The following is a 24,888-nucleotide window of genomic DNA, read 5'->3' as shown; positions in this document are numbered from 1 at the left end:
TATGAAAAAAAGAAGATTGACAGCAGCATTTATGGCAGCGGTAATGGTATTGTCGATGACTGCATGCGGAGGAAAGGAAGCTCCGGCCGAGACCAAAAAAGCGGAACCGGCAGCCGAGAACACTCAGGGACAGGGGGAATCTGAAGCAAAAGAGGAGAGCAGCGAGAGGCCGTATTACGTGAGGCCGGAGGGCGAGATATCGGGGAAAATCACCGTTTACACGACAATGGAAGAAACACAGCAACAGGTTCTGAGCGACATATGGAAAAAATATTATCCCGACTGTGAACTGGAAATCCAGGCCGATTCGGTCGGAACACTGGCTACGAGAATCAGAAGCGATGAATCATGTGATGCGGATGTGGTAATCGGCGGCATGTTTGCCGCGGACGGCGACACCTATCACGATATCCTGCAGCCATATACGGGCGCATGCGACAAAGAACAGCTTTACCACGACGAGTCGGGATACTACAACTTCTATGATGTACAGGTTATGTGCCTCGTAGTGAATCCGGCGCTGAGGGACGAGCTGGGAATCGAAATCAACGGATATGAGGATTTGTTAAATCCGGCCCTGGAAGGAAAAATTATCCTTGCAGCTCCTGATTCCACATCTTCAGGCTGGCGCCAGCTCCAGACGATTCTGGCGGTTATGGGAGACAAGTTCGACGATGATAAGGGCTGGGATTATATTAAACAGCTGATTCCCGCAAGCTTCTCCACAACATCTTCCAAGGACGTTTATAACCTGGTCAGCAATGGGGAATATGTGGCGGGTCTTTCCTATGAATCGAGTGTAGTCGCCCTGATTAACGACGGCGCTCCGATCGAATGTATTTATATGGAAGAAGGCAACACAGCCATGGCAGGCGGCGCGGCAATCGTTAAAAATGCCCCGAACCTTCCGGCAGCCCAGGCAATGGTGGATCTTCTCACCTCAGCCGAATTCCAGGACGCCCGTGCGGAAGTATCGGCAGGACGCGGTTCCAACGGCAACTGCAATTTAAGCGGCCTTCCGGCGGAAGATACACTGGGAATGAAGGAACTGGATTTCACTTATCTGAAAGAGCATAAGGAAGAGATCCTGAACCACTGGAACGAGTTATATGCGGAGTTAAATTAATATCCGGCGGATCGTCCGCCCCCGGTGGGGAAGAAACAAAAGTTAAGAGAGGCAATGAACAAGTTACAGCTCTATAATTTTATAGCTATTACAGACAAAAAGATAAGGCAGCAGGATTTTCCTGTTGCCTTATCTGTCTTATAGTGATGATTCACGTAAATGAGCAGATCGATGAGTTACTCTCTGCGCCCTAATTTCCCGCCTCATCCTCCACCATACGGTATCCGATGCCGATTTCGGTAAATATGTACTGCGGTTCCGCTGGGTTCTGCTCCAGTTTCCTTCTGATGTGGGCCATGTTCACACGGAGAATGCTGTTGTCATCATCCGCGTACGGTCCCCATATATTAGAAATGATGGCATCGTATGTCATGACGCGGCCTGAATTCTTGGCGAGCAGGGCAATAATCTTAAACTCGATCTGTGTCAGATGAATCTCTTTATCTCCCAGCGTTACAAGATGTTTCTCAAAATCAATCGTCAGGTCCTTGGTATGGAACGGCCTCTTGTAGAGCGGGGAGTCCGTATTCAGCCGGTTGCTGTGACGGAGCGCGGTGCGGATTCGCGCCAGCAGCTCGGAGGTACCGATTGGTTTTGTCAGATAATCATCGGCGCCCAGATCCAGGGCCTTTACTTTCTCCTGTTCCTGGGTACGGGCAGAGATGACAATGATGGGAATACTGGCCCAGGTACGCACCTGTTTGATAATCTCCATTCCGTCCATGTCGGGAAGACCCAGATCGAGAAGAATAAGATCGGGACACTGCGATGTAATGATAGGCAGCGCCTCCTTACCTGAATGTGTTTCTGTGATTTTATAATCCTGGGCGGACAATGAGGTTGAGATAAAGTCACAGATATTTTTTTCGTCTTCTACAAGAAGAATAGATGTTTTATGAGTCAATTTTTGAGCCCTCCTTTGGCAGTGTAAAGTAAAATTCGGCGCCGCCGTTATGGTTGGCCGCCTTGATATCGCCTCCATGGGCGATAATGATTGTCTTACAGATGGATAAACCGATGCCCATTCCTTTTCTTCCGTCGTTGGATGTACTGGTGGTGGAAGAGGAACCGTCAAAAATCGTGTTCAGTTTCTCCGGAGGAATTCCGATTCCGTGGTCCTGTACATGGAACGTAACGAATTCATCTCCGCTGTCCACATAGCATTCCACCGGTTCGGTGGTTTTGGAATGGACAAATGCGTTCTCAATCAGATTGATTAAAACCTGCTCGATCAGAACGGCGTCCATTGGAATCATCAGCACCTCATCAGGGACACATACGTTAACCCTGGCATCCGGAAGTCTTTTTTTCAGCCGGATTACGGCTTCGGCCACTACTTCCTCCACGGGTTCCAGAGATTTATTGACTTTTGCGGTTTCATTGTTGATACGTGTGACGGATAAGAGATTCTCCACCATATTTAAAAGCCAGTTGGAATCCTCCAGAATATGGGAGACCAGATCGCTCTTCTCCGTCTCGGTCAGGTACTTGCCGTTCTCCAGATAGACGGTGCTGGAACCGATGATGCTGGTCAGCGGAGTCCTCAAATCATGGGAAATGGCACGGAGCAGGTTGGCTCTCATCTTCTCCTTTTCCGCTTCCATCAAAAGCTTCTCACGCTCGGAGAGAATACGCGCCTGCTCCTTCATATTCGTGGTCAGGGCGCTGGTGGCGATGGAGATGGAGAACATGGCGATAAAGGTAATCGGATATCCCGTCAACGTAAAATCCAGTGCAAAATAAGGATATGTAAACAAAAAGTTGACGCAGACAACACCGACAAGCGAGGCAAACAGTCCAAAAAAGTATCCGGTTGTAAAACGCGCTGTCAAAAACAGGGCCAGAATGTAGCATAGGGCGATGTTGGCGGTAGGATTCTCCATAATATGAAAGAAAACGTAGGAGAGACAGGTGGCGACGGCAAGCAGGGCGCCTGTCACAAACCAGTCGTTGATGGTTCCGTATTGCTTGAAAGGTGTATGGTGTTTGACTGTAGCTTCATTATCCTGACTGCTCATCATCGGGTATTCCTCCTGCACATGCTGTTACTGCTTTGTTAACATTATACAATCTTTCGTGCCAAAAGAGCAATGAAGATGTGTTAAAACTTTGATAAGGATGCTGTCATTGATTTTTTTACCGCCTTGTGCTACACTCCAATGCAGTGGAGATTGGGAAAACAGGAGCCGTCCGGCATTTAAGGCGGTCTGTAACCCGTAGATATATTAGTAGTCAGAAAGGAAAAATATGAAAAAGTTAGGAAGAAATGATGCCTGCTGGTGCGGCAGCGGAAAGAAATATAAACATTGCCATGAGATGATAGATGAGCGTCTGGCGGCAGAGTCCGACAGGGGCCATATTGTCCCGACGAGAGACCTCTTAAAAACACCGGAGCAGATAGCGGGAATCAAAGAGAGCTGCGCGATTAATATCGCGGTCCTGGACTATGTGGCGGAACATATTAAAGAGGGCGTGACGACGGAAGAAATTGACAAATGGGTCTACGACGAGACGACAAAGCGAGGAGGAATCCCGGCGCCGTTGGGTTATGAAGGATTCCCGAAGAGCGTGTGCACCTCAATCAACGAACAGGTATGCCACGGAATTCCTTCCGAAGATGTAGTATTAAAGGACGGTGACATCATCAATGTGGACGTTTCTACTATATACAAGGGATATTTCTCCGATTCCTCCAGGATGTTCTGCATCGGCAATGTAAGCGAGGACAGACGGAAGCTTGTGAACGTCGTAAAAGAGTGCGTGGAACTGGGACTTAAAGAGGTAAAACCATGGGGATTCCTGGGCGACATGGCCGAGGCGGTGAATGCGCATGCGGTAAAGAACGGATATACCGTTGTGCGTGAAATCGGAGGCCATGGAGTCGGCATCGAATTCCATGAAGAGCCGTGGGTCGGCTACATTGGAAAACGCGGTACCGATATGATGCTGGTTCCGGGTATGATTTTCACAATTGAGCCGATGGTTAATATGGGAACGAGCGACATTTATGTAGATGACTCGGATAACTGGTCGGTCTACACGGCCGACGGGGAGCCGTCCGCACAGTGGGAGATTATGGTGCTGGTGACGGAAGACGGGCATGAGGTGCTGGCGTATTAAGGAGTGCGGAAGGGACGGAAGATGGGGACAATTGAAAAGATTGTAAAAAAAGTTGCGGATTTTAAAGCAGAGCTGGAAAACATGCCCGTGAACAGGGAGGCAGCGGCAGTCGGACGCGAGGAATTTACCCTTCTGCTGAGCGGGATATCCACGTGCCGGAAGGCGCCTGGAATACCGGAACATATGGGGTATGAGAAACTGTATCACTGTAAAACCAGGGAAGATGCAGAAGAGACGCGGGAACATTTGCAGAGACTGTACGGCATACACGACGAAGAATCATTTCTGGAAGCCTGCCGCAGGGAATATTCCGGGAGTGATCAGTATGAGCAGTTCATGACCTTCTGGGCGGGCGCGCCGCTGTTTGATATGAGCGAACTGTCACCGGAAGGAAAAGAGGCATTCAACGAGTGTTTTGAGCTGTCGGAGCAGTTCTATCCGATTTTGAAGGAGAAGGGCTATTATGCCTGGGATATCAGTGAAAAGATTGGGCTTTTGAGAAAGGCCGCCGCCTGTGGGATTGTGTCTGATGAGCGGTTCTGGGAGCTGGCGGATCCGTGGGTGAGGCAGGCGCAGGTATTTTACCATTCCTACAGGGAATATGCGGTTAGCTGCCTGTGCGGAGCAGTCTACTTTATGTATCGTGACAGCCCGGATCTGGAAGGATTTTACCAGCTCAATGAGAATCTGGTACGCCACTTATTCGAAGAGGGCGGCGCATGGCAGAGAAACGGCTGGTATGAGCCGGAGGAGCGCGAATGGGCCGATTTGATGGCCGGATCAAACCCCGGCTGCATTATCACGAAGAAGGCCATAGACAGCGGTGAAATCGGCTACATGTACCGGGAAGAGCCGGTGGAAGGATTTCCTGACTGCGGCTGGCGTTTCTTTGTGGGAGATGAGCCGGAAGAGTATGTCAACCAGGTGGAAAACAGCACCGTCTGCAGTTACAATACGGTCTGCAACCTGGATCCGACGATACTGGCGTACTTCTACGCGGACTGCGGCCGTAAGTTTGGGAAGACAGAGGATGGGTGGTCGGAAGAATTCTGATCAGCCAAATATGCAAAAAACAGGAGCCAGGCATCTCAAAATGCCTGTGCTCCTGTTTTTTTCTGAAAACGGAAAGGGGGAAGTGAAAAAGTTTTCAGAATCTATATAAAGGAAAATTATTGTTAGTCGAGCCCAATGACCATTGCGCGCTGTGTAATATCATTGGCCTCATTGATGTTATGTACTTATCATACAGGAGAAGTGTGTCTATTGTTTGACCAACATATAAAAAGAGTCTAAAATAATTAAAAAAGGGGGAGGATTAGTTGAGGGGCGAGGACGCCTCTGTAAGACGGCGGACGGGGGAGTGGGAGGGCGTTTATGAGTCTTCAGTCCCGGGTTTATAGGGTGTGGTGAGGGGGAATCCAGGAGAAAAGATTCCTACGGGGACTCGCTTCCGCTTGTGGAGCGCACAGCGGATGCTAAGCTCGAAAGGACCTCGCTAAGCACCGGCGGGCTCCAATGTCCCCTTCGGAATCTTTTCTCCTTCCTTCCCCGGGCAGGTTGTCGACGGGACTGAAGACTCAGGGAAGGTGACTGCCCCGTCCGCCGGCTTCAGGGGCTGATTGTCTCTTTCGTCAAGTGTGGGGGAGGGTATTGTCGCGGCCGCTATGTAGTCGTGAACCTTTTACCTTTTGAAGATGTTTCAGGCTGAATTCGGAGATAAATCCAGAACTAAATTGAATGAGTAAATAAAAAATTGCATGGTTATTCAAGGATAGGTCAGGTGCTAAAGTTCAGACTTATCAATTGAATACCATGCAGGAGGCATTCTTTTGGAATTCGAGGGAACGTAGTGGCAGCGACAATACCCTCCCCCCTTGAAGGAATAAGAACAATTCAGCGGCCGCAGGCCGGGGTTCAGGATGGCGACAACCTTCGCGTCTTCAGTCCCGGGTCATAACCTTCCCGTGGGGAATCCGGGAGAAAAAGATTCCGCAGGGAACCTGGGAGTTCATCAGCACTTAGGCGGCGTCTTTCAGACGCCTTAGTACTGTTATGTACTCCAAAGAGCGCAAGCGTTTCCCGGAGGAACTTTTTCTGCCCGGATTCCCCACCCGCGACCAAATTCAAGCCGGGACTGAAGACTCACAACCTCCCCCTCACCATCCCGCCCCCCGACCGTCCCGGCGGCGTTCTCATTCCTCAATTAAATCCCCTAATGACAGGCAATATATTCCTCCAGCGTATTATGATAAACATCGATTCTCATTTCCTGCAGCTCGGTCTCCTCGCCCAGGACAAGATCGGCCATGTGATGCGGCGTTTTTCCGCCGATTGCCATGGATTTGATACAGGAGACGCAGTATACGGCGACGTCCTGGCAGGGCATCTGGGCAGCGCGTTTTTTCTGAAGTTCCGTCACCTTCTCAATCGGAAGACGCGGGTAGAAGGTGTCTCCGCAGCAGATGGACTTTGTGCCGCTGAACTCCGAATCAATGACCTTAATATTCATCTTTCCGAGAAGGCTCCGCACCGCGGCATGGACCTGTGGCTTCGGGCGGTAGGAGCAGGAATCATGGACCGAGAGCGTCAGCCCGGCATAATCCGGAAGAGGCAGATCTTCTATGCTGTCCAGCACCTCCCACAGGGAGATGGTCTGAATCCCCTCATACAGGGAACGGAACCTCCTGTCGCAGCCGGCGCAGTTGTTGATGATGGTGGAACCCTGGGGCAGTCCCGGATCGTGGTGGCAGCAGATATTGTGCATCTGCACCGGTCCGAAGTAGCGGTTTAAAATGTCCAGGAGTTTGTGCTCGGAGGACGGCTTATAAACACTGAGCGCACATCCGGGGTTAAAATAACATTTTTCCATATTGATATCCGATATTTTAATACTGGGTATGATATATTCTTTCATTCGTGTTTTCTCCTTCTGATTTTTCATTCGCCGGTTCAAACATCATCCGGCCGGTAATCGGAATGTATTTATTCCTTTAACAGTCTCCAAAGTGTAGTTCTGCTGATTCCAAGTCTCTTTGCCGCTGCGCTCTGGTTGCCGCCCATTTCCTCCAGAACGGCGTGGATAATGTCATGGTTTATCTCGTCCAGCGTCCGGTTCAGGCTAAGTCCCAGAAGAGGTGAGGAAGATGGGCCGCGAGCCATGTCTGATTCGGTACTGCGCTCCTGTTCCAGGCATCTTGCAACGGTGGTTTCCAGGATATACGGGGTCGTGGTGACTGCCGTCAGTTCGCTTAAAATCCTTTTGAACTGAGTGTAATTGCAGGGCCAGTCATAAGCGGCCAGAAGTTCCATGGCTCCTGTTTCCAGTCCCAGGATCTCTTTGGCCAGGCTGATATTTAAAGAGCTCAGCGAAAGATTGGCGAGAACCGGGATTTCTTCCTTGCGTTCCCGCAGCGGGGGCAGGTGGATGGTCAGGCAGGAAAGCATATTGACAAATTCCATGCACTGCTTAGGAATAATGCCGTCCCTGCCGCACACGCAGGAAAAGAGAAGGCGGTTGCGGCGCGCCAGGTTCATATCCACGATGAGGGAGAGTAACTGCCGGTGGCGATCCTCCGGGAGCGAGTCCACATTTTTCAGGTAAATGGTATTGTTGTTATCATTGAAGGGAGAGTTATAGTGGTTTGTCAGGAAGGTCCAGCTCTTGTCGTTCATCATTGCAAAATTGATGACGACCATGGGATTGTGCTGAAGCGGGCTCTGGGTGTAGATGGCTCCGGCCACGCGCTCCTTACCCGTCCCCTCCTCGCCGATGATCATAATGGGAAAATCGGTCTGGGTCATCTGTTCCACCGTGGCCTGAAGTCCCCCGATGGCTCCGGTTACATTATAAAAACTGTTGTAAAATGTATTCTCAACGTCATTTTTACTAAGATACTGAACACCGTACTTGCTGCTTGCAAATGGCACCTTATTGGAGGAAAAGTAAAAGACCACGTAAGCCCTTCCGTAAAACGGGATCTGACGGCTGGTGATGGAGTACAGCGTGCCGCCGATATTTTTAAACGAGCGGTGTGTGTCGACGGTGAGTGCAGCAGGGATTTCACGTCTCAGCACATCGATGATAGGCGTATCGGCGCCCGCCTCCAGCGTGGAGAAAAATACCTCCTCCTTTTCATTAAAGACGACGGTTTCATGGCTGTCCTTGTGAATGACATTCTGAAGGAATTTATTCTCCTCCCGCAGGAGGGAGTGGCTCCTGCATAGTTTTACCGCCTGATCGAAGGCATTGCCGATGCTTTCGTTGCCGGAAGTGATTAAGATTGCATTTAATCCAAGCTTTTTAGCCGTCGTGTTTGCGATCATATCACAGAGCACCATGCGGTAGCCCTTCTTCTTAAGAGATAACAGGACGTCCTGGACCTCATCCCCGCTGTGTATCGTGCAGATTTCCACTTTATACTGGAGAAGGTCGCAGAGAAGCTGGGCGCTGCTTGTGATGCCGGGGAAACCGACGATTGCATAGCGGGAAGAAAAGTTCTCCGCCATCTTGATTGCACGCAGGATGTCGTAGACTGAGAGTGCGATCTCAATGACCGGCAGAGGTGTGATTGCCCCGATCAGTTCCGCCGTGCCGCCGCGCGAGATGATAATGTCAAAATCTTCATGGAAATTCTTCTGGGCGATTTCCGCGCCCTTGTGGAGATCGCCGACAAATACATTTAAATCAATGTCGTCGCGCTCTTTGGCCAGTTTTTGCATGATGGACTTCATGCCTTCATATGGCGCAATTCCGAGTATCCTGATCTTTCCCTGGTTCATAAAATCCCCCTCCCGGCAAATCCGGTTCTAAAATGGTTTCTGTTCACTCTGTGTCCATACTGCTGCTGCATGATTAACGGCTGCACGGGTGTTTTCAAATACACCATGCCTGAATACTGAGATTTCTTCTTAACACGCTCTTGTTTCATTCTGAAACGATTGTATCATATTACAACAAAAAAAGAAAGAAAAAATTAAAAGTGTTTCAAATATAAACAATAAAATGGATAAAAAAGGTTGAGGAAAGAGAGAATAGCTAGTAAAATTAAACACAACAAAGGAAAAGAAACAGTTATCGACAATAAGCCATAAAATCAACCGGTCAATCATGCAGGATATATGTTTAAAAATGAAACAGTTGATATCGGGCAGGAAAGGAAACAATATGGTGAAATTACTGATAATCGCAGATGATTTCACGGGCGCACTGGATACAGGAGTACAGTTCGCGGCAGGTGGAGCAGAGACAAGAGTAGTGACCAATACGGAATATAATTTCGACAGCGTGGACGGGCAGGTACAGGTTCTGGTTCTGGATGCCGAGACAAGGCATCTGGGCCGGGAAGAGGCCTATCAGGTTGTTTTCCATATTACAGAAAGAGCATATAAGAGCGGGATTCCATTTATATACAAGAAGACAGATTCTGCACTCAGAGGAAACGTTGGAAGCGAACTCAAAGCAGTTCTCGATGCCACCAGGCAGACCTCCCTCCAATTTCTTCCCGCGTTTCCGAAAATGAACCGGGTGACCAGAAATGGAATCCACTATATCGACGGGATTCCGGTTCACGAGAGTGTATTTGGAAAGGATCCGTTTGAGCCGGTTCTGTATTCGGGCATACCGGAGATTATCGGAAAAGATGTTCCCTCCACGGTGGTGCGGAACATGAATGATTGGAGCAGGGTTCCGGGGATCATGATATATGATACTTCCACTGAGGAGGAGATGAGAGAGCAGGGAAAATTCCTGATGGAGAAAGACGAACTTCACATCATGGCCGGATGCGCCGGTTTTGCGGGGGTTCTCCCCTCGCTGCTGGGACTGAAAGGCAGCGGGCAGAGGAAGGTGGTAATGAACGGAAACTTTCTCGTCGCATGCGGAAGTGTGAACCCAATCACCAGAAAGCAGCTTGATTACGCCGAGAAACACGGTTTTAAGAGAATCAGGATGACGCCGGAGCAGAAGCTGAAAGCCGGATATTATCAGACGCCGGAAGGAAAAGCAGCGCTTTTGCACTGGAAAGACATCTGCAGCCGGAACGCCTGCAGCATCATAGACACCAACGACCTGCCGGGGCAGAATGAAACACTTCAATATGCAAAAGAGCAGGGGATTACGATGGAGGAGCTGAGAGTCAGGATTTCATCCACCCTGGGATATGTGGTGAAGGAACTGATTCAGATGGGGCTCGATACCACGCTTTTAATAACGGGAGGCGACTGCCTGACCGGTTTTATGAAACACATCGGCCGCGATGAGATCGCGCCTGTGCGCGAGATGGCGCCGGGAACGGTGCTTTCGGGCATTGAGATAGGAGACAAAACATTTGCAGTCATATCCAAGTCGGGAGGATTCGGAAGCAGCACCCTGATGTCGGATTTAGCCGGAATTATCACGGGAAACGCGGAAGAGGCAGGACGGGATAAGAAAGAGGAGAAAAAGTATGTTAACACAGTATACGCTTAAAATGCCGCACGCAGTGTACAGCGGTGAGAATGCCTTAAATCATATGGCCGCCCTCATCGGCGCCGATACAAAGAAAATCGCCGTATTTACCGATAAAGGAATTATCGGGGCGGGGCTTCTCAGGCTGCCGCTTGAAAAAATCAAAGAAACCGGCAAAGAGTTTGTGATTTTTGACGATCTGGCGGCGGAACCGACCTACGGACAGGTTCAGGCGGTTGTAGACGGGTTTAAAAAATCAGGAGCCGACTTTATCATAGCGGTCGGCGGAGGCAGTGTGATGGACACGGCCAAGCTGGCTTCCGTACTGGCAACCGATGAGTACGGTGTAAAAGAACTTCTCGACAACCCGGGAATGGCCGGGAAATGCGTAAAGACCCTGATGATACCGACCACGGCCGGCACAGGGGCGGAGGCTACGCCGAACGCCATCGTGGCGGTGCCGGAGAAAGAGCTGAAGGTTGGAATAGTCAATGATAATATGATTGCCGATTACGTCATCCTGGACGCGGTTATGATTAAGGAGCTGCCGAGAAAGATTGCAGCCTCCACCGGAGTGGACGCCCTGTGTCATGCAGTCGAATGTTTTACTTCAAATAAGAAGAACCCGTTCAGCGATATTTTCGCTCTGCAGGCATTCGAAATGATTATGAAGAACATCGAAAAAGCCTGCGATGACCCGGAAGCGCTGGAGGAGAAGAACAACATGCTGATTGCATCCTTCTACGCGGGAGTCGCCATCACGGCGTCGGGAACCACGGCGGTCCATGCGCTTTCCTATCCGTTAGGCGGCAAATACCACATTCCCCACGGCGTTTCCAATGCAATCCTGCTGGCCCCTGTCATGAAGTTCAACGAACCGGTCTGCCGGGAGCTTTTTGCGGAGGCATACGACAGACTTGCACCGGATGCCGGTGCAAAGACGGCCGGAGAAAAATCGGCGTGGGTCGTAAACAGGATGAATGAGATTGTGGAGCACTTAAACATCCCGAAGAGCCTGAAGGAATTCGGCATTGGAGATGAGGACCTGGATACCCTGGTTTTAGCGGGAATGGACGTTCAGAGGCTCCTTGTCAACAATATGAGAACGGTAACGGCGGAGGACGCCAGGAAATTATATCTTGAAATTATGTAGTGGATAAAGATAAACCGGGCGGAAGCAGTCCGGGCACCGTCCGAGGCGCAAACGGCATTTTACCGGAGCCGACGACGTGAGGAATAAGCAGGAGACCAGGAGGAAATCAGGAAATGAAGAAGGTAGAGATTAAAGGAATTATCCCGCCAATCGTGACGCCGATGAACGAAGACGAGTCCATCAACGGACAGGAGCTGCGCAATCAGGTAAACCGGCAGATTAAAGGCGGCGTACACGGCCTGTTCCCATTCGGAACCAACGGTGAGGGCTACATATTAAACGAGAAGGAAAAAGAGGAAGTTTTGAGTATCGTGATCGATGAGACGAAGGGCCGTGTCCCGGTCTATGCGGGAACGGGCTGCATCAGCACAAAGGATACCATCAGACAGTCACAGATGGCAAAATCCCTGGGAGCGGATGTACTCTCCATCATCACACCGTCGTTTGCGGCGGCTTCCCAGAATGAACTTTACGATCACTATAAGGCGGTGGCCGAGGCCGTGGATATGCCGATTGTATTATATAACATCCCGGCCAGGACGGGAAACGCCCTGGCTCCGGCAACCGTGGCAAGGCTCAGTAAAATAGAAAATATCGTGGGAGCCAAGGACAGCTCCGGCAACTTTGACAATATGCTCCAGTATATCGAGCAGACAAGGGACCGCGGCGACTTCGCAGTGCTTTCCGGCAACGATTCCCTGATTCTATGGAACCTCCTGGCGGGAGGAACCGGCGGCATCGCAGGCTGCGCGAACGTATTTCCGGAGGTTATGGCCTCCATCTACAATTACTTTGTGGCAGGCGACCTGGAGAACGCAAGAAAGGCACAGGACAGCATCCGCTCCTTTCGGGGATGTTTCAAATACGGTAACCCCAACACCATCGTAAAGACGGCGGTAAACCTGCTGGGATATCCGGTGGGAAAATGCCGCGCCCCGTTTAACCAGGTTCCGGAAGAAGGAATCGAAGCTCTTAAGAAGGTCCTGGCCGAAAACCACGAAAAGGGAATGTGCTGACGTAGTGGAAATAGGAATGACAGACCGGAAAGGGAGAGCAATGGCTGAGAGATTAATTCTTGGAATTACAATGGGAGACCCGGCCAGCATTGGACCGGAGATTACCGTTAAAGCCCTGGCAAAGAAAGAAATCTATGACGAGTGCCGCCCTCTTGTAATCGGTGACGCCTCCGTCATGGAGGAAGCCGTTAAGATTGTGGGGAGAGAAGATATCAAAATCCGCGCGGTGCAGTCGGCCGGAGAGGCACGGTATGAGTTTGGAACCATAGACGTCTATGATATGAAGCTGGTGGATATGACTACCCTGGAGCGCGGCAAGGTGTCCGCGGAGGCGGGAGACGCGGCGTTCCAGTATGTAAAAAAGGTGATAGAGCTGGCCATGGCCGGTGAAATAGATGCAACGGTTACGAACGCATTTAACAAAGAGGCGGTGAATCTGGCGGGCCATCATTATTCCGGCCACACCGAAATCTATGCGGAGTTCACCGGAACAAAAAAATATACGATGATGCTGGCCCACGAGAATTTGAGAGTGGTCCACGTATCCACCCATGTTTCGCTCAGGGAAGCCTGCGACAGGGTAAAAAAAGACAGGGTGCTGGAAGTGATAAGGATCGCCCACCAGGCCTGTAAAGACCTGGGAATTGAGAATCCCAAAGTAGGGGTGGCGGGCCTCAACCCGCACAGCGGCGAGAACGGAATGTTCGGCCGCGAGGAGATTGATGAAATCATACCGGCCATCAAAGAAGCGGTGAAAGAGGGAATCCGGGCGGAAGGCCCCGTGCCTCCGGACACAGTCTTTTCCAAAGCGAGAGGCGGATGGTATGATATCGTAGTGGCTATGTACCACGACCAGGGACATATCCCGTTAAAGGTTGTCGGTTTTGTTTATAACGAAAAAGAAAAAAAATGGGATGCGGTTGCAGGGGTCAACATCACGTTGGGACTTCCGATTGTGAGGTCATCCGTAGACCATGGGACTGCCTTTGATCAGGCGGGTCTCGGCATAGCAAATGAACTCAGCCTGGTAAACGCCATTGACTACGGCGTAAAACTGGCAAAGGGCAGTAAGGAAAAAAAAGGAGAATAGTGGAGGAAAAACTATGAAAAAGAGCATGAAAAAACTGTTATCCGTAGCATTAGCAGCTACAATGGTACTGGGTCTTTCGGGATGTAACGACGGCAGCAGCCAAACGGCGGGAACGACGGCTCCGGCAGCGGAAGCGGCAGGAACGGCAGCTCCGGCGGCAGACGGCGCTGAGACGGAAGCGGCGGGGGCATCGGCAAAAGCAGAACCCGCGAACGCTGGTTTAAATGCAAATATCTTATTCGCAACACATGAAGTTGGAACCAGCAACTATAATCTGTCCGCAGAGCTTGCCAAGCTGTGGGAGGAGAACGGAATCGGCACGGTAGACGTACAGCCAATCTCCCCGGGAGGAATGGGCGCTCCTTACCTGTTTGAGCAGGGCAAGACGGATGTTTCCTTTATCAACGGCGCTCCTGCAAAATGGGCGTTTGAAGAGGGGACGCTCGGCAAACCTCCTGTAAAGGGATACAAAGCCATGATTGGCGGACTTACAAACGTGTCGGCCGTAAACTTCATGACAAAGGCATTTATGGATAAATACAATGTGCAGACAGTGGAAGAAGCCATCAGACAGAAACTTCCAATCCGCATCGGCTGCAGCCCGGTGGGTTCCATGGATAATGAAGTGGTTCAGATTTTACTTCAGTACCTGGGCGTAACGGAAGACGACATCAAATCCTGGGGCGGCGATGTAGTGCACGGCGGCGGTTCCGACCTTTCCGCAATGGTAAAAGACGGCAAGTTAGACTTTATGCTTGACCATACATCCATCAACTCTTCCACAATGACGGAAATCGCCATGACATGTGACGTTCACTTCAACCAGTGGGAAGAAGCGACACTCGACTACTTTGTAAACGAAAAAGGATTCCAGAGGATTGAAATCCCAGCCAATTCCTGGAAGGGACAGACGGAAGTGATTATCAATGCCGGAACACCCGACTGCTTATTTGTAAAAGAAGACCTCGACGAGGATGTTGTTTACTGGATGACGAAGACAATGTGTGAAAACAGGGATTACCTTGTATCCGTACTGGCCTCCATCGAACCATTCGACCCTGCAACATGCTGGGAATCCGAGAAGGTCGGCGGACTTGAGCTTCATCCGGGCGCAGAGAAATACTTTAAAGAAGCAGGATACATTAAATAAACAGTGAAAAGCATGTTTAGCAGACTTTTCATTGCCAGTCAATAAAAAGCTCGGAGGGGAGCTTGCCAAAGCCGGCTCCCCTCTCTGAAAGATAGTGGAGGAATGAATTATGAGTGAAGCGAATGCCTTGAACCAGGATACAAAGCCAGTTAGCAAATTCGCAAGCCTTCCAAAGTGGAGATATGCATCCTTAGTTGTACTTTCCGTAGTATTGATTGCTTTCCAATTGTATATAGCATTGGTGAGACCGCTTGATAAATGGATTCAGGTGCCGATTCACCTTTGTCTGGCTCTGGCAATCGCCTTTATTCACAAACCGGTTGCGGATAAGTGCAAAACTCCGGCGACGAAAGCGCTTGGATGGGTCTATGATATCTTCCTGCTTGCGGGAGTTGCGTTTTGTGCCTATTACTTTATTTCAAATTTAAGCTACCTGCAGAACCGCATTTACAACGTGGACATTATGACCACAGCCGATTTAATCTGCGCGTACTGGCTCCTGTTTATCGTCATGGAAGCGGTGAGACGGTTTATGGGTATGAACCTGTTTATCTTCATCTGTGTATTTATTGCATATGCATTCTTAGGACAGAAAATCAGCGGCATTTTCAAATTCCGCGGCATGTCATGGCAGAGTTTCGGCGAGGTTATGGTGATGGATCCGAACGGCATCCTGGGTTCACCGCTGTCGTCATCTGTTAACACCCTGTTCTATTTCCTGCTGTTCGGCGCATTCTTCTCGGTGTGCGGCGGCGGCCAGGTACTGATTGATTTAGGTATGAAACTCAGTGACAAGACGGCCGGGGGTCCGGCAAAGGCATCGGTAGTGTCTTCCGGACTGATGGGAATGATTTCCGGTTCGGCCGTTGCAAACGTAACAAGTACCGGTGTTATGACCATCCCGCTGATGAAGAAATCGGGCTATGAGCCTCATCAGGCAGGCGCCATCGAGGCGGTAGCCTCCACCGGCGGCCAGATTATGCCCCCTATCATGGGTGTCGGCGCCTTCATCATGGCTGAGATGATTGGCATCAGCTATACGAGAATTGCCATGGCGGCCATTATTCCCGCTCTGGCCTACTACGGTTCCGTCTTCCTGCTGGTTCATTTCCTGGCAAAGAAGAAAAAGATGAACTCCCACGACGAAGCGGTTGTATGCAAGACAGCGCCGATTATGCCGAGATTTTATCAGCTCGCCCCGATTATTGTGCTGGTAGTCATGATATTCATGGGAAGCTCCCTGACAAGGGCGGCCCTGGTGGGTTCGGCCCTGGCTATTATCGTAAGCTTTATTTCCAAAGACACCAGGATGAACTTAAGCCAGTTTATCGACGCCGTACTGGACGGTACGAAACAGGCGTACGGAATCGCCATTCCGACCGCTGCCTGCGGCATCATGACGGGTATCGTGGTACAGTCCGGCGTGGCCAACAAACTGACAAAGATTATTGCGGCAACGGGAAGTTCCAGCCTGGCTCTGGCTTTGATTATCACTATGCTCGGATGTATGCTCCTCGGTATGGCTCTTCCAACCGTAGCGGCTTACCTGATTGCCAACATCCTGTTCTGCTCCACACTGATTTCACTGGGAATCGATCCGCTGCCGGCCAACATGTTTATTTTCTACTTTGGCGTTATCGCACAGATTACACCGCCGGTATGCCTGGCATCCTTTACGGCCGCCGGTATCGCGGGGGCCAGCTCCTGGAAGACGGGCTGGACGGCATTCGCCTATGCGCTTGTGTCCTTCCTGACACCTTACGTGTTTGTGTTCCATCCGGCGCTCCTGCTTCAGGGAACCGTGACGGAAGTAATCGTCAATACGGCGATTATGGCATACGGCATCATCTTCCTGGCAGGCGGTATTGCGGGCTACCTGTTTGTGCCGATTAAGAGCCCGGTTGTCCGTATTCTCCTTGCATGTGTTGCTATTTTCATCATCATTCCTGAAAATATCACAACACTGATTGGTATTCCGATGGGAGTCGCAATTCTGGTTTATTTCTACATTCAGGGCAAGAGGCATAAGGAAGCAAAAGCCTCGGCAGGTACAATGGCGAAAAGCTGTGTCTGATGGGGTAAAGGAGAAATAAAGAGTATGATTATCGATAAATTTGACAACATCCGGTTTTACAGTTGTATGCTTAACAATCTGGAGAACGGACTGCAGGCCGTGGAGGCCCTGCGCAATCCTGAATCCGGTAAATACGAGTTTGACGGCGGATTCTTCATGGTCCAGAAGGGCGATACAAAGCCGATGGCCGAGGGGACGTTTGAGGCCCACAGGAAGTACGTGGACGTTCAGATTGTCCTGGAAGGCAGCGAGGAGATTGCCTGGGCGGATCTGGAAGACTTGAGGGAAGAAGGGGAGTATGACGGCGATAAAGACAAAGCTGCTTATACAGGCTCCGAAGAAAATACAATGAAAATTACGGCAGGAATGTGCTACATTGCTTTCCCACACGACGGGCATAAGGCAGTGCGCCATACGGCGGAGCAGCAGTCCTATACGAAGATTGTAATGAAACTTCCGGTGGTTAAATAAAAAAATGTATATGGCGCGGCTGAGAGGACTTATTAAACCTCCGGCTGCGCCAAATTTTTTGTGTTTCGGGACAAGTGCACGGAGGAGCACTCGGACTGGGAGGAGGCCTGGAAGTGGCCGGCCGGAACAGGGAGCGGGTTTATCCACTGTTTATATAGAACAAGCTTTAGTAATTTTAGTATCTTTAGTAAGATTTGTAAGTACAATTGAGAATAAATGTTTGAAAAAGTTTTTTATGTATACAAATTATTTCATTTTTATAACATATATTCAAAAGATGTTAAAGAAGACTGAAAACAGTTGCAAAGAATCTCACATTCGTATATTAATATTATAGCAGGCATGCCAAGTGAACATTATTAAAAGTGGGAGGAAATTTTATGGGATTTGATGCAGCAACCTCAACATTAACCCTGGATCTGCTGGCTACAACGGGATTCGGATGTCTTATGGTCTTTTTGGGGAAGGCCATTGTACGTAGAGTGAAACCCTTTCAGGACTGGGGGATCCCGGCGCCGGTGGTCGGCGGACTTCTGGTGGCCCTCATTCTTAGTTATCTAAAGATAACAGGGCTTTTTACGGTCCAGTGGACGCCGACACTGGGCAGCCACCTGATGAATCTGTTTTTTACCTGTGTGGGATTTGGATTCAGCAAGACACTGTTGGAGCGTGGAAAGAAATTCTGTGCCGGAATAGCGCTGTCGGTGCTGCTCCTCGTACTGCTCCAGGGCTTTCTGGGGATGTTCCTGGCCCAGATGCTGGGGCTTCATCCTCTTTTGGGAATCCAGATTGGCACGGGAGCATTGGCCGGAGGCGTGGGTACGACATCCGCGTTCGGTCCTGTATATGAAAAAATGGGGGCTGTGGGAGCAACGGAAATCGGTGTGTCGGCAGCCACGGTCGGCATGATTCTCGGGAGCCTCACCGGAGGTCCTCTCGCCGTAATGCTGATTAAGAAGCATAACCTGAAAGCCGATCCAGGGGATAATGTGCTGCAGGCGGGAAGCGGGGAGGAAAAAGTGGCCCTGGAAACAGGGAAGCTTTTAAACACGGTATGTATGATTACAATCATCGCTGCCTGCGGAATCCCGATTTATATGCTGCTCAGTCGGATTCCGTATATTGAGATGCCCTATTTTATTGGCTGCCTTTTTGCCGGAGCCATTGCCCGGAACGTGCTGGAGGCCTGTCATGTGGAAATCCATCTTCCCGAAGTGGAAACAGTGGAGCATATTTCCCTGGATATTTTCCTGGCGATCACGATCATGACGATGGATTTGAGCCGGATCACAAATGCGGTAGGGCCGATGCTTATCATTCTGTTCGTAGTTACGGCAGCGACGCTTGTCTTTACCTACTTTATCGGCTTTAAAATGTATCACAGCGATTACAACGCTGCCTGTATGTGCGCCGGACTGATTGGCATGGGAATGGGTTCGGGCTCCAATGCGGTCGCCAATGAGAGGGCCGTCATGGATAAATATGGATATTCCCATATTGCATGGATTCTGTATCCTGCTTTTTCCGTACTGTGCGTGGATATATTTAACCCGCTGTTCATGTCCCTTGTCCCGGGATTTATGGGACTGGGAGGCTGAGCTGACATTCTGTAGGATTCATGGCATATGCCATAAATTCTAGTCACCGAAGGAAGAACTGCCGATATAAGGAAAAAATAGTTTGTCTGAGGCGCCCGGAGAAATTTTTGGGCGCCTTGTGCGGTTAAAACCGAGAGAATCTGACCGGAGGGAGCCTGACCGGAAAACACCTCCGTCCTCTGTGTCCTGAAATTTGGATACAGTATTCTCAAATTTTCGGCAAAGTGTATAAAAACTGAGACTGATTTTCAGCACTTATGTGCAAAATATTAGAAATGTCTTGACTTTTATCCCTAAACTGTTATACTGAAAATAATCCAAAATGGGAGAGGTTCCAAAATCGGAATTTCTATTTTTAAGCTGAAATGTGTAAACGATTACACATTTACAGAACCACAGGCACTAAGCGCCTGTTAAATCAGGGGATGGCTGAGAAGCCTATGATACATAAAGGTTGTTGGAAACACTGATTTCCGAAAAGTGCTTGCTTGTTTTCTCATTCCAAAGTATAATTTATGTGTAAAGTGTAATCGATTACACATAATCACCGACCAGGGAGCAGACAAAAGAGAGTATGCTGTTGTCCGCAGTGCGGCCGGTTACGGCCAAAGTGAACGGCAGCGGCAGAAGGGAATGAGGAAATTATGATTACGATAGCAGATGTAGCAAGAGAAGCGGGAGTATCGGTCGCCACGGTCAGCAGGGTGCTGAATAAGAACGGCCCGGTATCGCCTGCGGCACATGAAAAGGTCAATCTGGCCATTGCAAAGCTCAATTATCAGCCCAATGTGTGGGGACGCAGGCTGAGGAGAAAAGAGAGCAGGATGCTTTTAATCCTTGTGCCAACCATCAGTAACCCGTTTTACTCATCGATTGTGGCGGGAATTGAGGACGAGGCAAGGCGGTACCGGTTCGGCACCATGCTCTGCATTACCAATGGCGATGAAGGGCGTGAACGGGAATTTATCGAGCTTCTGTTTGACGGCCAGGCCGACGGCGCAGTGATGCTGTGCGTAGATAAAGATGACAAAGATGTAAAGGAGATTGCGGACAAGGTCCCGATCGTCCAGTGCTGTGAATTCTGCAAGGATGCGGATATCGCGCACGTTTCCATAGATAATTTTGCAGCGGCCGCACAGGTGGTGAGATATCTCCGCAGCCTGGGCCACGAAAAGATAGGCTTTGTAGGAAGTGTCAACCAGTTTGTCAGCAGTGAAGACCGCCGGAAGGGATATGAGGCGGAGATGGAAAAGCTGGGACTTCCTGTACGAAAGGAATATATGGCGTATGCAGACCGCGATTACAGTTTCCAGAGCGGTATTGCGGCGGCAAGGGAGCTTCTCAAGCGCCCTGACAGGCCGACGGCCATATTCTGCATCTCTGACGTATTGGCAATGGGGGCCATCAGAGCCGCCGGAGAACTGGGACTTTCTGTTCCTGGTGAACTCTCGGTGGTGGGATTTGACGACGTCGAGTATGCGACGATGATGAATCCGATGCTGACAACGGTGTCACAGCCGCTCTACCCACTGGGCAAGACCAGCGCCCACATGCTCATCGAGCAGATAGAATCCGGGGAGGGAAAGGGGAAAATCTACCTGGAGCACAAGCTGGTAATTCGTGATTCTACGGCTCAAACAGAGTCTTAGGATAAAAAATGGAGAAGTATCCAAAAAAGCAAAAACAAGGAGGAAGAAACATGAAAAAAGTTTTGGCAGTAGTACTCGCATCAGCAATGGCAATGTCCCTTACGGCGTGTTCCAGCCAGAAACCGGCGGAGACGGCAGCAGCTACAGTAGCAGAAACACAGGCCGAGACCAAAGAAGCGGCAGAGGAGACAGCGGCTCCGGAGAGCGCAGCAGCCGAAGTAACCGATTTAAAAGGTAAGATGATGGGTGTTGTTACACCGGCAGCCGACCACGGATTTACAGCAGAATCCATCCAGCACTGCGAGGCAGAAGTTAAATTACTGGCTGAAAAGTACGGATTTGATTACAAATTCATGACGGCAGCAGAGTCAGGCGAACAGAGCAACGCAGTAGAAACAATCTTAGGACTTAACCCAGACGTTATGGTTCTCTGGCCTGTAACAGGCGACGAGCTCAGAAGTGCGGCACAGCAGGTACAGGACGCAGGCGTTCCGTTAATCATCTATGACCGTCTGATCGAAGGTTTTGAGCCGACAAGCTGGATCATGGGCGACAACGATGCAATCGGCGAAGGCGCAGGCAAATACTTCAGCGAATACTTCAAAGATGAACTGGCAGCAGGCGAAGTAGGAATGCTTGAATTCAAGGGTGACTCTTCTACCGTTCCAATGCAGCGTTCCAACGGTTTCTGGAAGACGGCAGACAAGAACTTCAAGAAGATCCAGGAATTCTCCACAGACTGGAGCCAGCAGAAAGCAATGGAGCAGATGGAAGACTTCTTAAACACAAAGAGTGTGGAAGAAATCGAATCCGTACAGGCTATCTTCACACATGACGACGAGATCGTATTCGGTATTGTTGAAGCGTTAAAGAACTACAACGGACCGGCTAAACTGAACATCAAACTTATCTCCGGCGTATCCGGTGGAGAGGGCTTCATGAAATTATATGAAGGTTCCGGACTTGAGGGCATCGACTTTATGACCTATACATTCTCCCCATCCATGGTACGTGACGCCGTTGACCTTGGACTTGACGTACTCGAAGGGAAAACTCTGGATGCAAGCTATCTGATCCCGACCGAGATGATCGACAAGAGCAACTACAAAGAATACATGGAATCTGACTTATACAAGATTCGTTACAGCTTACAGTAGTGATGAAAGCGCGCTGTTACTGTTCACAGGTAGTATTCCGCGAGGTGTTTTTTTGTGAGTGGAGCGTAGCGAAAGTCACAGAAAACCCGAGGGTTGCGGCGCGAAAAGGCGTTTTTTGCCGTTTCTGTGCATCGCGCAGCGTGTTACTGGGCACGGAGTGAACAGTAACAGCGCGCTTTGCGCAGTTTTACCGTAATTAACGATGAAAAGCACGCTCCGCGGACTTTTCACCGTCATCAAGGAGTGATAAGCCGGTCGGTTATTAACCGGCCGGCTTTTCCTGTAGAGGAGGTTCCAACTATGAAATTGGAAATGCAAAAAATCAGCAAGGAATTTGGTCCCGTCCTGGCGCTTCAGGATGTGGATTTTCAGATAGGAAGCGGAGAAATCCACGGCCTGCTGGGAGAAAACGGGGCAGGCAAAACCACATTAATGAATATTTTATCCGGCAATTTTCCTCCCACCTCCGGGAAAATAATAATTGACGGCAATGAAATTACAAATATGACTCCTCAGAAGTCAATGGAAATGAAAATCCGGTTCATTCACCAGGAACTTAACCTGTGTAATGATTTGAAGGTTTATGAAAATATGTTCCTGGGCGAAGAACTTACGAATAAAGCAGGAATGGTAGAGAAGAAGACGGAGATTAAGAGGGCGCAGGAAGTGCTGGACAGCATGAATGTAAAGATTGACGCCACGGCTCTGGTAGGGGAGCTGGAGACGGCCAAAAAGCAGCTGGTCGAGATAGCCAAAGCCCTTCTGTTCCAGTCCGAGCTTATCATCATGGATGAGCCTACCACGGCCCTGAACAACCAGGAAATCGAAAACCTGTTTACAATCATGAGGCGCCTTAAGGGGCAGGGAGTAAGTTTCATTTATATTTCCCATAAGATGCCGGAGATTTTTACAATCTGTGATAAATACACGGTTCTCAGGGACGGCAAGTTTATCGAAACCGGCTTTATAAAGGATATCAATGAACATCAGGCCACCGAGCTTCTGATTGGAAAGACCTTTGTCAACGCGAACCTGAAAGAGCAGCAGGAATCGTGCATGGAGGAAGAGGTCGTACTGTCGGTGAGCGGGCTGACCGGGGAGACATTCGAAGATATTACCTTTGATCTCCACAAAGGCGAGGTAATCGCGATTACCGGCCTTCAGGGAGCCGGAAGCGGAGAGCTGGCCACGGCATTATTCGGAGCCACGCCGTCGAAGGGCGGCACGGTTGCGACACGGAACGGCAAACTGAACACCAGGAGCATACTGGATGTAATGCGCCACCGCGTGGCAATGATTCCATGCAACAGGAAGGAGAGGGGAATCCTCCCGGACTTAAGCATCAGGGACAATAACTCAATGGCATATTTCACACTGCTTCATAAAAAGTGTGTCATCAGCAATAAAGAAGAAAACGACCGCTTTGAGAAGAACAGAAGCAAGATGGAGATTAAGGTCGGGAGTGAGAAAGATCCGATCACATCCCTTTCGGGCGGAAACCAACAGAAGGTAATTGTGGGCAGATGGCTGGAGACGGACGCCGACGTCATGATTATGGATAACCCGACCCAGGGTATCGATGTGGGCGCAAAATACGCCATTTACAAGCTGATACTGGAACTTGCCTCACAGGGTAAGGGGATCCTGGTATTCAGCACGGAATTCCCGGAAATCTATCAGATTGCCGACCGGTGTATCGTAATGTATAAAGGAAAAATAAACGGGATACTCGAGAGAGAAGAACTGAATGAGGCGGGCGTGATGGCTCTTTCGACAGGAACGAAAACGGAGGTACAGGCATGAGTACAGCAAAGACTTCAGACAAAGATTTTAAACAGATTTGGTCCAATATAACGACAAACTACAGCCACTGGCTGAGCTTTATATTACTGCTGATTGTAGCGGTGATTATTAATCCGTCCTTCCTCTCAATCACAAACCTGACAAACCAGTTTGTACAGGGCGCGATTGTGGGAATCTGTGCCATGGGCATGAGCCTTGTTATCTCGGCCGGCATGATCGACCTTTCCGTCGGATCCTCCGTAGCCCTGATATCAGGACTGGGGGTTTCCCTGTTAAACAAGACACACAGTATCACGCTGTGCTTTTTATTCTGCCTTGGATTCGGCCTTTTACTGGGACTGATCAACGGCGTGTTCATCACGAAGGGAAATATTGCCCCGTTCATCGTTACACTGGCAACTTTTTCGGCCTACCGTTCCATTATCACACAGCTTGGACAGGGCGGACCTTTCACCGTTGACAAGAGCATGTACGATGCATTCCGTTATGTTGCGTCCGGCAAGATTTTCGGAATTCCGCATTTGATGATTATCTTTATCCTGATTACCCTGCTGACCGGTTTTATCATGGCCAAGACGAAATTCGGCCGCTATGTTTACGCCGTTGGTTCCAACCAGCAGGCGGCCAGGCTGACCGGTATCAAGGTAGGCAATGTAAAAACAATGATTTACTGCTATGCAGGCATTCTTTACGGCCTTGCGGCATTTCTTTTGGCAAGCCGCCTGACTTCCATCCAGGCAGCCAGCGCCGGAGACGGTTATGAGATGGATGCCATTGCCGCGGTTGCCATCGGCGGAACGGCCATGGAAGGCGGACGCGGAAAAATCATCGGAACGTTTTTGGGCGTCCTGATGCTGCGGATTATCCAGACTATCCTGATTATGGCAAACGTGCCGCCATTCTTAAACGGCCTTGTAAGAGGTATCGTTATCATCGTGGCCGTGCTTGCACAGTCTAAGAAAAAGAATAAATAACGGCGGCCGCAGTATTCGGCCGGCAAAGACAGTTAAGATACAGATGCGCAGAATACATAACA

The 24,888-nt window shown here is 49.8% G+C and carries 19 protein-coding genes; 15 read left to right on the top strand and 4 right to left on the bottom strand.

Going from position 1 to position 24,888, the window contains the following annotated elements:
- Nucleotide 1 precedes the first annotated feature (1 nt).
- Nucleotides 2-1,126, top strand: coding sequence for an extracellular solute-binding protein (locus V3C10_22630; GenBank protein WVP62068.1), 1,125 nt, complete (start codon nt 2-4; stop codon nt 1,124-1,126).
- Nucleotides 1,127-1,316: 190 nt separating this feature from the next.
- Here V3C10_22630 and V3C10_22625 read toward each other — a convergent pair whose 3' ends face one another.
- Together V3C10_22625 and V3C10_22620 are read right to left on the bottom strand one after the other, a co-directional pair.
- Entirely contained in the window at nt 1,317-2,030 is a 714-nt protein-coding gene (locus V3C10_22625; protein WVP62067.1) for a response regulator, read from the bottom strand.
- On the bottom strand, nt 2,020-3,144 hold the full coding sequence (locus V3C10_22620; protein ID WVP64688.1) for a DUF4118 domain-containing protein: 1,125 nt from the start codon (nt 3,142-3,144) through the stop codon (nt 2,020-2,022). The genes V3C10_22625 and V3C10_22620 overlap by 11 nt, the downstream gene beginning before the upstream one ends.
- A gap of 229 nt (nt 3,145-3,373) precedes the next feature.
- On the opposite strand from V3C10_22620, the gene V3C10_22615 reads away from it, so the two are divergent.
- Entirely contained in the window at nt 3,374-4,246 is an 873-nt protein-coding gene (locus V3C10_22615) for a methionyl aminopeptidase (protein ID WVP62066.1), read from the top strand.
- A 21-nt stretch (nt 4,247-4,267) separates the two neighbouring features.
- Nucleotides 4,268-5,299 (top strand): DUF2185 domain-containing protein, encoded by a 1,032-nt coding sequence (locus V3C10_22610; protein ID WVP62065.1) that lies wholly within the window; start codon nt 4,268-4,270, stop codon nt 5,297-5,299.
- A gap of 1,159 nt (nt 5,300-6,458) precedes the next feature.
- On the opposite strand, the gene V3C10_22605 is transcribed toward V3C10_22610, so the two are convergent.
- Both V3C10_22605 and V3C10_22600 read right to left on the bottom strand, forming a co-directional pair.
- Nucleotides 6,459-7,160, bottom strand: a complete 702-nt coding sequence (locus V3C10_22605; protein ID WVP62064.1) for a (Fe-S)-binding protein — start codon at nt 7,158-7,160, stop codon at nt 6,459-6,461.
- A 68-nt stretch (nt 7,161-7,228) separates the two neighbouring features.
- Nucleotides 7,229-9,025, bottom strand: coding sequence for a PrpR N-terminal domain-containing protein (locus V3C10_22600; protein ID WVP62063.1), 1,797 nt, complete (start codon nt 9,023-9,025; stop codon nt 7,229-7,231).
- Nucleotides 9,026-9,410: 385 nt separating this feature from the next.
- Between V3C10_22600 and V3C10_22595 the strand changes: the two genes are divergently transcribed.
- The 12 genes from V3C10_22595 to V3C10_22540 all read left to right on the top strand — a co-directional run bounded on the left by V3C10_22595 (nt 9,411) and on the right by V3C10_22540 (nt 24,826).
- Nucleotides 9,411-10,712: a four-carbon acid sugar kinase family protein gene (locus V3C10_22595; GenBank protein ID WVP62062.1), complete on the top strand. Its 1,302-nt coding sequence runs from the start codon at nt 9,411-9,413 to the stop codon at nt 10,710-10,712.
- Entirely contained in the window at nt 10,690-11,844 is a 1,155-nt protein-coding gene (locus tag V3C10_22590) for an iron-containing alcohol dehydrogenase (GenBank protein WVP62061.1), read from the top strand. Before V3C10_22595 ends, V3C10_22590 begins: the two co-directional genes overlap by 23 nt.
- A gap of 113 nt (nt 11,845-11,957) precedes the next feature.
- The gene (gene dapA / locus V3C10_22585) at nt 11,958-12,860 is read left to right on the top strand and encodes a 4-hydroxy-tetrahydrodipicolinate synthase (protein WVP62060.1); all 903 of its coding nucleotides are present in this window, start codon (nt 11,958-11,960) and stop codon (nt 12,858-12,860) included.
- Nucleotides 12,861-12,900: 40 nt separating this feature from the next.
- The gene (gene pdxA / locus V3C10_22580; protein ID WVP62059.1) at nt 12,901-13,950 is read left to right on the top strand and encodes a 4-hydroxythreonine-4-phosphate dehydrogenase PdxA; all 1,050 of its coding nucleotides are present in this window, start codon (nt 12,901-12,903) and stop codon (nt 13,948-13,950) included.
- A gap of 13 nt (nt 13,951-13,963) precedes the next feature.
- Nucleotides 13,964-15,100 (top strand): TAXI family TRAP transporter solute-binding subunit, encoded by a 1,137-nt coding sequence (locus V3C10_22575; protein WVP62058.1) that lies wholly within the window; start codon nt 13,964-13,966, stop codon nt 15,098-15,100.
- Nucleotides 15,101-15,209: 109 nt separating this feature from the next.
- Complete coding sequence (locus tag V3C10_22570; GenBank protein ID WVP62057.1) at nt 15,210-17,174, top strand: TRAP transporter fused permease subunit; 1,965 nt, start codon at nt 15,210-15,212, stop codon at nt 17,172-17,174.
- A gap of 24 nt (nt 17,175-17,198) precedes the next feature.
- Nucleotides 17,199-17,645, top strand: a complete 447-nt coding sequence (locus V3C10_22565; GenBank protein WVP62056.1) for a YhcH/YjgK/YiaL family protein — start codon at nt 17,199-17,201, stop codon at nt 17,643-17,645.
- A gap of 380 nt (nt 17,646-18,025) precedes the next feature.
- The gene (locus V3C10_22560) at nt 18,026-19,243 is read left to right on the top strand and encodes a sodium/glutamate symporter (GenBank protein ID WVP62055.1); all 1,218 of its coding nucleotides are present in this window, start codon (nt 18,026-18,028) and stop codon (nt 19,241-19,243) included.
- Between the two features lie 644 nt (nt 19,244-19,887).
- Entirely contained in the window at nt 19,888-20,892 is a 1,005-nt protein-coding gene (locus tag V3C10_22555) for a LacI family DNA-binding transcriptional regulator (GenBank protein WVP62054.1), read from the top strand.
- A gap of 50 nt (nt 20,893-20,942) precedes the next feature.
- Nucleotides 20,943-22,049: a substrate-binding domain-containing protein gene (locus tag V3C10_22550; GenBank protein WVP62053.1), complete on the top strand. Its 1,107-nt coding sequence runs from the start codon at nt 20,943-20,945 to the stop codon at nt 22,047-22,049.
- Nucleotides 22,050-22,349: 300 nt separating this feature from the next.
- Nucleotides 22,350-23,852 (top strand): sugar ABC transporter ATP-binding protein, encoded by a 1,503-nt coding sequence (locus tag V3C10_22545; GenBank protein ID WVP62052.1) that lies wholly within the window; start codon nt 22,350-22,352, stop codon nt 23,850-23,852.
- On the top strand, nt 23,849-24,826 hold the full coding sequence (locus tag V3C10_22540) for an ABC transporter permease (GenBank protein ID WVP62051.1): 978 nt from the start codon (nt 23,849-23,851) through the stop codon (nt 24,824-24,826). Before V3C10_22545 ends, V3C10_22540 begins: the two co-directional genes overlap by 4 nt.
- The last annotated feature ends 62 nt before the right edge of the window (nt 24,827-24,888 follow it).

It is taken from the genome of [Clostridium] symbiosum, from assembly GCA_036419695.1.
Lineage (GTDB): Bacteria > Bacillota > Clostridia > Lachnospirales > Lachnospiraceae > Otoolea > Otoolea symbiosa_A.
Note: the sequence above shows the minus strand (reverse complement) of the source record. Positions and strands in the feature narration are given on the sequence as shown.